The organism is Pseudomonas sp. NPDC088444 (assembly GCF_044900175.1).
In the GTDB taxonomy this organism is placed as follows: domain Bacteria; phylum Pseudomonadota; class Gammaproteobacteria; order Pseudomonadales; family Pseudomonadaceae; genus Aquipseudomonas.
Genome location: NZ_JBJDNK010000001.1, coordinates 895,473 through 904,986, shown reverse-complemented (window position 1 = coordinate 904,986; position 9,514 = coordinate 895,473). Strand labels below are relative to the sequence as shown.

7 protein-coding genes and 1 pseudogene are annotated in these 9,514 nt (G+C 60.8%); 3 read left to right on the top strand and 5 right to left on the bottom strand.

Annotation, left to right across the window (positions count from 1 at the left end):
• The 5 genes and pseudogenes from ACI2KB_RS04280 to ACI2KB_RS04260 form a co-directional block, all read right to left on the bottom strand.
• Positions 1-719 (bottom strand): pyridoxal-phosphate dependent enzyme (locus ACI2KB_RS04280; protein WP_404631747.1); only part of this gene is annotated, 719 nt, incomplete at its 3' end.
• A 793-nt stretch (positions 720-1,512) separates the two neighbouring features.
• Positions 1,513-2,553 carry an AraC family transcriptional regulator gene (locus ACI2KB_RS04275; protein WP_404631670.1) on the bottom strand — a complete coding sequence of 347 codons (1,041 nt, stop codon included), beginning with the start codon at positions 2,551-2,553 and terminating at the stop codon, positions 1,513-1,515.
• 3 nt (positions 2,554-2,556) lie between these two features.
• Positions 2,557-3,696: a carbon-nitrogen hydrolase family protein gene (locus tag ACI2KB_RS04270; RefSeq protein WP_404631668.1), complete on the bottom strand. Its 1,140-nt coding sequence runs from the start codon at positions 3,694-3,696 to the stop codon at positions 2,557-2,559.
• Positions 3,697-3,839: 143 nt separating this feature from the next.
• Entirely contained in the window at positions 3,840-4,628 is a 789-nt protein-coding gene (locus ACI2KB_RS04265; RefSeq protein ID WP_404631745.1) for a methyl-accepting chemotaxis protein, read from the bottom strand.
• Positions 4,629-4,697: 69 nt separating this feature from the next.
• A pseudogene (locus ACI2KB_RS04260) lies at positions 4,698-5,480 on the bottom strand (MCP four helix bundle domain-containing protein); the annotation flags it as partial.
• Positions 5,481-5,866: 386 nt separating this feature from the next.
• Between ACI2KB_RS04260 and ACI2KB_RS04255 the strand changes: the two are divergent.
• From ACI2KB_RS04255 to ACI2KB_RS04245, 3 genes are read left to right on the top strand one after another with little or no spacing between them, the layout of a single operon-like run.
• On the top strand, positions 5,867-7,237 hold the full coding sequence (locus ACI2KB_RS04255) for a c-type cytochrome (protein ID WP_404631666.1): 1,371 nt from the start codon (positions 5,867-5,869) through the stop codon (positions 7,235-7,237).
• A 4-nt stretch (positions 7,238-7,241) separates the two neighbouring features.
• Complete coding sequence (locus tag ACI2KB_RS04250) at positions 7,242-7,787, top strand: sugar dehydrogenase complex small subunit (protein WP_404631664.1); 546 nt, start codon at positions 7,242-7,244, stop codon at positions 7,785-7,787.
• Complete coding sequence (locus tag ACI2KB_RS04245) at positions 7,784-9,418, top strand: GMC family oxidoreductase (RefSeq protein ID WP_404631662.1); 1,635 nt, start codon at positions 7,784-7,786, stop codon at positions 9,416-9,418. The genes ACI2KB_RS04250 and ACI2KB_RS04245 overlap by 4 nt, the downstream gene beginning before the upstream one ends.
• The last annotated feature ends 96 nt before the right edge of the window (positions 9,419-9,514 follow it).

The following is a 9,514-nucleotide window of genomic DNA, read 5'->3' as shown; positions in this document are numbered from 1 at the left end:
TCGGCGAACAGCCCGACCTGCTGCAACACCACGCGCTCGCCGTAGGCCATGGCCTGTTGCAAGCAGTTGGAGTCGTCCGGTTCGACGCCGATCACTTTGATTTCGGGGCGCAGGTATTTGACGTAGGCCGCGATCCCGGCGATCAGGCCGCCGCCGCCCACCGGAACGAAGATCGCGTCCAGATGCCCCGGGTGCTGACGCAGGATTTCCATGGCCACTGTACCTTGCCCGGCGATGGTGTCAGGGTCGTCGTAAGGGTGGATGTACACGTAGCCCTTTTCCTCGACCAGCTTCAGCGAATGCGCCAGCGCTTCGGGGAAAGAGTCGCCGTGCAGCACCACTTTTCCGCCTCGCGAACGCACGCCTTCGACCTTGATCTCCGGGGTGGTCTTGGGCATGACGATGGTCGCCTTGATCCCCAGCTTCTTCGCCGCCAGCGCCAGGCCCTGCGCGTGGTTGCCCGCCGAAGCCGTGACCACGCCGCGCGCCAGCTCTTCTGCGGTCAGCTGTGCCAGCTTGTTGTAGGCGCCGCGAATCTTGAAGGAGAACACCGGTTGCAGGTCTTCGCGCTTGAGCAGCACCTGGTTACCGAGACGTTCGGACAATTGGCGGGCGCCCTGCAGCGGGGTTTCCACGGCAACGTCGTAGACGCGGGAGGTGAGGATTTTTCGGGCGTAGTGGTTCAGCAGGTCATGGCTGACAGGATTATGGGCGAGCATCTGATTCATCGTGTCGTCTCCGTTGAAAGCGTCATGAGGCTCTGGCGTGGGAAAACGACGGCGAGGGAAGGGCGGATGATGATCATGTCTGGCTCCTGGTTCGGTTTTTTGTGCCCGGGAGACAGAGAGAAAAAACCCGCCTCTAGGGCGGGTTCGGTGCAAGCGTCGGCTAACCCGCCATGACTGGAATGGCGGTAATAATTCGTGGGCTGACGGCGTGCGGGAATGTGTTCATGGGGTGGAAGACTATGGCGGCGTGGTCTTGCGCGTCAAGTGCGAGTTGATAGATATGTAGCAGTCCCGTTTTGATCGTGCCTCATCCTGTAGCAGTCCGGCTGGCGGCGGCGTACCCAAGATCGCTGCCGTCGGTAAGCCGGACTGCTATGGAGTGCGTTGTGGCGCGAGGAGGGTATGAGGCGTTAGTGAGTGGAGGATTTTTCCTGACCACTTGCACGAATTTTCGCCCTGAGCTACAAATTCGCTTAGCTGGCTATGGATGTTGCCCTACGACACTGACAAGGACTCGCCGGTTAATTTTTCTGTGATCACCTCGTCTATTGTTCAAGAAGCCTTCATGTTTCGTTCATGAGGGCACTTTAGGGTGATGTCTGTGGTCAGTGAAATCAGTCGCTGAAACGACGGAAGAAGACCACCGAAACAAAGAGACCAGCCACGAGGGCACGAGAAATGGACGATTATCAGGAAGAATTGCTGGAGTATCAGGCGTACGAACTCGATCCGATCGAACCTGCCGATGATGCAACAGAGTTGTAAGCAACACGTTTGAAAGAGGTCAGTCCGAATGACGTTGGCTGCGGCGGAACTCCCCGGGAGTCTGGCCGTTCCAGCGTTTGAAGGCCCGCTGAAACGCCTCGGCCGAGGCAAACCCCAACAGATACGCAATTTCCCCGAACGCCAGTTCCGTGTCGCGAACGTAGGTCGTGGCAAGATCGCTGCGGGTGTCATTGAGCACTGCGCGAAACTGCGTTCCTTCCTCTGCCAGTCTGCGACGCAACGTCCAGGTGGGCAGCTTCAGGCGAACCGCTACTTCCTCCAGATCCGGCTCCCTTCCACCGCTCAGTAACGGCCCCAGCAGTTGGGTGATGCGCTCGCGTAGACTGCGCGTGCGTGTGAGTTGCTCCAGTTCCTGTTCGCAGATGTGCAGCAAATGTCGCCAGGTGCTTGGCACGTGGTCGGGATTGCGCAACGCGAGACTCTGCAGGCTCAGGCGCAACTGGTTGGTCGGTGCGCCAAAGTTCACGGCCTGCGCGCTCAACGAGGCGTACCCGTGCGCATAGGTGGGAGGTTCGAATTCTATGTCCACCTGTTCCGCGCGTATCGACGTGCCTGCCAATGCCGACAATTGATGCAGCCAGCCGCTCAGGATCGAATCCACGACAAAACGGTTGTAGTCGTTGTAGGGGCTGATGGAGTAGAAGCGCAGCCAGGCCCCCTGGCTGTCTTCGTGAAAACTCGACTGGCCTCGATAGTTCGAGCCATAGAGCGCTTCGAAACGGATCAGCGTGCGCGCCGCTTCTCGCACGGTGGGCGCCTGAGCTGCCGTAATGCCCGCCAGTCCGGCCTGGCTCAAGCGACTCACCTGACCCATGATCAACCCCAGCGACGGGGTGTCGGTCAGTTCGATGGCCGCGTGGCCCAGTCGCATGTAGCGGGGGATCGACAGACGCGCCCCTGCCTCGCTCAGGCGAGCGGCGTCCAGGCCGTATTGTTCAAGCAGTGGCAGCGGATCATGACCTTGGGCACGCACGGCGTCGGCGAGGCTGTGGACAAAGCCGACCGACAGATCACCCAGACGACCCCGAGGCTTGACCATCGATCACAACCACAGGTTGATCAGTCGCGCGCCGTGGCCGGGCTTGGCCCCTTTGGGGGCCGCGCTGATGGATTGTTCGGCGACATTCTGGCCGCCCCGGCTGGCAAAGCTGTGCCCGGCGCTGCCCTGATCCCAGAATTGCCCGCGCATGAACACGCTGATACCAGCCTTGGCGGTACTGATCGGGGCGAGTGACAGGCGGCGCCAGGCTTCGCCTTCAGTCAGGGGTTTAGGGCCAAGATCCAGCCCTTGGTGCTTGTCGCCGCGCCAAGGCTGCGACCAACTGCCGTTACCTGCGACGAACGCCGGAACGGCGATCAATTCGGCGCCCTGTGCGTTCAGGCGCACGTAATTGTCGGGGTACCAGCTGTCGCTGCCGATCAGCGTCGCCAAGCGCCCGGCCGGGGTGTCGATGACGTTCAGTGGCGCATCCTTTCCGGAGCGTATATAGCCACGTTGATACCAGCTGGGGAACAGTTGCCGTTGAGGCTGGCCGATGGGCAGTCCGTCGCGACCAAACACCACGCTGCTGTTGTACAGCGCACCGCTGCCGACGATCAGTTTGTCGGCCTGCACCTCAGGGCTGGGCAGCACGATGGAGCCGGCCACCAGCGTCACCCCGAACTCCTTGGCCAGACCGCCGAACACGGTTTGATAATCCTGCGCCATGCTGCGTGCTTTCATGCGCAGGCGGGCATCATCCAGACGGCTCTCGCCCCGGGCATGCAGCACGGCATCGGCAAACAGCAACGGGTTGCTGAAGGCCAGCCAGTTCATGGCCTCTTCGATGGTCGTGGCTTGATAGAACTGTGATTTCTCGTCCACGGCAAACAGCCAGGTGCCGATGTGTTCAGGCAGCACGACGATGGTTTTGTCGTTGAGCAGGCCGTGCTCGCGGGCCTGTTGCAGGTACGCGGCCAGCTTGCGATGCAGGCGTTTGACGCTCGAATAGTCGGACGCAAACAGCTCGGGCTGAATGCCTAGCAAATTGCCCCGGTCGCCGGGCTGGCCGTCGTTGACCACCACTTGAATGCGCAGATCGGTGAGGTAATGGCCGACGCGGCGTTTGCTCGTCCACAGGCTGTAACTGACGAGAAGAATCACCAGCACGACAGTGGTGAGTGTGACGAGAACTTTGCGCATGGAGGAGCGGGTGATTGCCTTCGCGAGCCAATGGACAGGAACAGGTACGAAGGCTACGGCAAACCGCTGGTCAGAGGAAGGAATTGCAGGAAAATCGCGGTGCGCGAGCGGGATACCGATTGCCGGTATCCCGCGTTATGGCATTACAGGCGGAAGCGGCTGACCAGAGTATTGAACGATGTCGCCAGGCTAGACAGTTCCTGAGTGGAGGCATTGGTCTGATGCGCACCCGCAGCTGTCTGGGTCGAAAGGTCCTGAATGTTGACCAGATTGCGATCGACCTCACGGGCCACGTTGGCTTGCTCTTCGGAGGCGGTGGCGATGACCAGGTTGCGGTCGTTGATCTGGGCGATGCCATCGGCGATCTGCTCCAGCGCCTGACCGGTGGCGTGGGCCAGTGACTGGGTATCGGTCACCAGCGCCTGACTTTTGCCCATGGCACCGACGGCTTGATCGGCACTGTTTTGCACGTGGCTGATCATGCCTTCGATCTCACCGGTGGACGACTGCGTGCGGGCGGCGAGGGCGCGCACTTCGTCAGCGACCACCGCGAAACCGCGACCCTGTTCGCCTGCGCGGGCCGCTTCGATCGCGGCGTTGAGCGCCAGCAGGTTGGTCTGTTCGGCGATGCCGCGAATCACGTCCAGCACCTTGCCGATGTCGCGCACTTGCACAGCAAGGTCTTTGACCATTTCGGTAGAGGCCGCGATTTCCGTCGTCGCGCTGTTGATCGCGGTCACGGCGTTGCGGGCCTGATCGCGGCCACTGCTGGCTTGCGCGCTGGTGGCGCGGGAGGCCTCGGACGTCGACACGGCATTGCGTGCGACCTCTTCGACCGCCGAGGTCATTTCCGTTACGGCGGTGGCCGCCTGCTGGATTTCGTCGTTCTGACGCACCAGGCCGCGACTGGCGTTGTCGGTGACTGCCGCCATCTCTTCCGCAGCCGAGGCCAGTTGATCCGACGCGCTGGCGATCTGCTGAATCGTGGTCTTGAGGCTGTGTTGCATGTCACCCAACGCGCTCAGCAGTTGTCCGGCTTCATCGCGCCCGGTGCTGACAATGTGTTGGGTGAGGTCGCCTTCGGCAATGCGCTGAGCGCTGGCAACGGCGGAGGCGATGGGCTTGCTGATCAGACGGCTGATGAACAGCCCCAGCAGAATGGCCGCCACGAAAGCCAGTGCGATACCGGTGTACAGCGAGGTTTCGGCGGAGGAGGCCAGTTGCGCAGCGGCCACCGAACCTTCGCCCACTTGCCGGTTGTTGGAGTCGGTCATGATGGTCAGTTCGTCCATCACCACGCGATAGGCCTTTTGCAGATCGCCCAGCAGCAGCGCGCGGCCGTTTTCCACGTCACCTGCTTTCATCAGCGCGACGTAACGTTGCACCAGGGCTTGGTAGGCCGGCCAGTCCCGCTCCATCTTGTCGCCTGCCGCACGCTCGTCGTCGGCCAGTTCAGCCTTGCGATAGGTGGCGAAGGCTTTTTCGCTGGCGGCCTGGTTGGCGTTCATCGAGGCGATGAACTCGTCTTTGGTGCTCTGGGGCAGACCGGCTTGGGTCGCCACGTAGAGACGATACATGTCGCGAGTCTGACCAACGGCCTTGATCTTGGCCTGGTCGGTGTTGGTGACGGACACCAGATTGTTGCTGAACACCCTGTCCAGGCTGTTCGAGAGATGAGAAACGCCCCGACTGCCCAGCACCCCCACGCCGAGGGTAATGAACGCGCACAGCGCGAACGCCGTGATCAATTTGGTCGAAAGTTTTGCATCGTGAATCCAGCGCATCTGACGTCCTGCCGAATGTTGTTGGAGTAAAAAATTGAAGAGTCAACCGAACTGGACGAGCGGTCGTCTTACATCTGTCGGCGCGCTTGTAAATGACTGAAGGGTTACAGGATATTAATTTTCCTGAATATTAATGAATCAAGAAGCTTGTTCTAGAGGCTTCGCTTTCGATAAGCACAGATGTGGCACTTTGCCTCTTGAATTTGTTGCAACATGTTATTCTTTGTGAAATATTCCTCGAAAATTATAAGACATCGTACCACCTGAGCTTTTTCCGTCAGCGTGATGGCATCAGCGTGTCCGCGATTCAACCAATTTTGAGAAAACCATAAAAGCATTGGCCTGAGGCAGGAATCATGTTGCGTTACGCGGGTAAGGGGAGAGGTGTGGGCAGAACCTTTGCTGGTCTGTTCACGCTGATGATGGCCAGTGGAGGGTTGGCCTACGGGCAGGCACTGGACGAAAATGCTTCAGCGGGCAAGCGCCTGGCGGTAGCAGCGGATTGCGTGGCGTGCCACAGCGTGCCCGGGGGCAAGGCGTTCGCGGGGGGTTATGCCCTCAACTCGCCAATGGGAACAATCTATTCCACCAACATCACGCCGTCGAAAACGGCCGGTATCGGCAATTACACGGAAGAACAGTTCGCCCGTGCGGTGCGCGATGGCGTCGCGGCCGACGGTACGCACCTGTACCCGGCCATGCCGTACACCTCGTATTCGAAGATGACCGACAGCGACATCTCGGCGCTCTACGATTACTTCATGCACGAAGTCCAGCCAGTGGACGCTGCCACGCCGAAGACCGAATTGGCATTTCCGTTCAACATCCGCGCCTCGATGATCGGCTGGAACGCGCTGTTCCACAGCGACAAGCGCTTCACGCCCGACCCGGCCAAGTCTGCCGAAGTCAACCGTGGCGACTACCTGGTCAATGGTCTGGCGCACTGCGACACCTGCCACACCCCACGTAACGTGCTGATGGCTGCCGACAATTCACGGCCGCTGGCAGGCGGCTCGCTGGGCAGTTGGTTCGCACCGAACATTACCTCTGACAAGGTGAGCGGCATTGGTGCGTGGTCCGCGAACGAGATCGTCGCGTACCTGCGCACCGGCCACGTCGAAGGCAAGGCCCAGGCGGCTGGCCCGATGGCCGAAGCGGTGGAAAACAGCCTGCAGCACCTGAGCGATGCAGACCTCAAAGCCATCGCGGCTTATCTGTTGCAAACCCAGCCGATCAAGACCGGCGAAGCCAAGGCCCGTCACGAATACGGCCAAGCGTCCAACGATGAATTGACCCTGCGCGGCGGCACACCCGAGGACAATCCGGGCTGGCACATCTTCAGTGGTACTTGCGCCAACTGCCACCAGCCGAATGGCCAGGGCAACAAGGAATACCCGTCGCTGTTCCACAACACCGCCACCAGCCGCAGCGACAACCTGATCGCGGCCATCGTGTATGGCGTGCATCGCGAAGTCGACGGCGTGGCCATCGACATGCCTGCGTTTGGCCCGGACGCGCTGTTCACCGATCGCCTTAACGATCAGCAGATCGCTGACGTCACCAACTACGTGCTGTCTCGCTATGGCAACGCCGACAAGGTGGTGACCGCTGCTGATGTCGCGCAAGTGCGTGAAGGCGGCCCGAAAGCCCCGCTGGCGGTGCTGGCGAAGTTCACGATCCCGGCAATCATCCTCGTCTGCGTGCTGATCGGCCTGATCGTGATGGCCCTGATCGCCCGTCGTCGCAAGGGAGCCTGATGCAATGGACCGTTCAAATATGAATACGCAACACCCTGAAGTTTCTGCCGGTTTCTCCCGTCGCAACCTGTTGCGCGGCTCCGTGGCGCTGGGCCTGGCCGCGCTGGCGGGCAGCGTGATGCCGTGGCAGTCGGTCATGGCGGCGCAGGTTTCAAACGACGATTTCATGGCCCTGTCGCAGTTTCTGGTGAGCCGCCCGGTCGACCCGGTATTGGCTGCTCGTTACTACACCGCGCTCGACAAGCGCGCGCCGAACTTCTCGACCAACGTGCTGGCGCTCAAGCAACTGATTGCCGCCCAAGGCTACAAGCATGTCGATGAGTACCTGGCGCAAGCCGATGCAGATGCCTCGCTGAAGGCGACTGCCACCAGCATCATTTCAGCGTGGTACCTGGGCATCGTCGGCGAGCCTGCCACGGCCGAACTGATCGCTTATTCCCTGGCCATGATGTATGTGCCCACGCACGGCATTCTCGCCATCCCCACTTACGGCGGCGGCCCGGCTACATGGGGTCCTAAACCAGACGCAGCACAGGATTCAAAAGCATGAGCAACGATCAATTCGATGCCGACGTGGTCATCATCGGCTCCGGCGTCATGGGCGGCCTGATCGCCACGGGCCTTGCCAAAGCGAACAAGTCGGTGATCGTGCTGGAAGCAGGTCCCCGGGTGAACCGCCGCGACGTCGTGGAAACCTTTCGCAACGCCCCGGTGAAGCTGTCGCTGGCCAACGCCAAATTGCAGGGCGCGGGTTCCCCTTATCCGAGCCTGCCGCACGCGCCATCTACCTACGGCGATTATTTGCAGCAGGTCGGCCCGGTCAAATACAACACCTCGTACCTGCGGGTTGTGGGTGGTACCACCTGGCACTTCGGGTCGTCGCTGTGGCGCATGCTGCCCAACGACTTCAAGCTCAAGTCGCTGTATGGCCGCGGTCGCGACTGGCCGATCAGCTACGACGAGCTGGAGCCGTTCTACGCGCGGGCTGAGACCGAGCTGGGTGTTTCGGGTGTTGATGGCCAGGACGAAAGCGGGCAGGGCGGTGGTGCATTCCCGCCACGTTCGATCCCGTACCCGATGGAAGGCCTCAAGCCGAGCTACATGTTCAAGCGTTTGTCCGAGATGTTGAGTGTCGGCGGCTACAACCCGATCCTGGAACCCAATGGTCGCGCCACCCGCCCTTACGGCAAGCGTCCGCCGTGCGCGGGCAACAACAACTGCAACCCGGTCTGCCCGATTGCCGCCAAGTACGACGGCTCGATGCACATCGACGAAGCCGAGCGCCATGGCGCCAAGGTGCTGGACAACTCGGTGGTGTACAAGATTGAAGCGGGCGACGACGGCAAGATCACCGCAGTCTGGTACATGCGCCCGGACAAATCTCAGCACAAGCTGACCGCCAAGTCGTTCGTGCTCGCGGCCTACGGTATCGAGTCGCCGAAGCTGTTGCTGATGTCGACCTCCGAGAAATACCCGAACGGCATCGCCAACTCGTCGGACCAGGTCGGTCGTAACCTGATGGATCACACCGGCATCAGCATGAACGTCATGACCAAGGAAGATATGTGGCCGGGCGAGGGGCCGACGCAGTTGCTGGTCTACCTCAACAGCCGCGACGGTGCATTCCGCAAGGACTTCCCGAGCTACAAGATCAAGGTCCGCAACACCGTGCCGACCTCGCAGATCACCTCCAACCTGATCGGCAAGGGCGTGTTGGGGTCCAAACTCGACGAGCAGATCCGTCTGCAATCGGCACGTTCGCTGAACTGGGCGGTGGACTTCGAAACGCTGCCGCTGCCGGAAAACCGCATCACGCCAAGCAAGACCAAGTTCGATGCCATCGGCCTGCCGGTGCCGGAGATTTACTACAGCGTTCCGGACTACTGGCATGCGGGTAAGGAGAAGGCGCTGGAGGACTTCAAACAGTTCGCCAAGCTGCTGAACGCGGACATTCTGAGCACTGACACCGGGTTCCAGAACCGTCAGCACATCATGGGCACGACCATCATGGGCGACGATCCGAAGGATTCGGTGGTCGACCGCGATTGCCGCACCCATGACCACCCGAACCTGTTCATCGCCGGGACCAGCGTCATGCCGTCGTCTTCGTGCGTGAACCCGACGCTGACAGGCGCGGCATTGAGCATTCGTATTGCTGATGTGTTGGTGGGCGAGGTTTAAATGTCGATCGTGCCCAGGCTCTGCGTGGGCACGCCATTGCGGACGCTCCGCGTCCAATGACGCGGAGCGTCAATCACGGCATTCCCACGCGGAGCG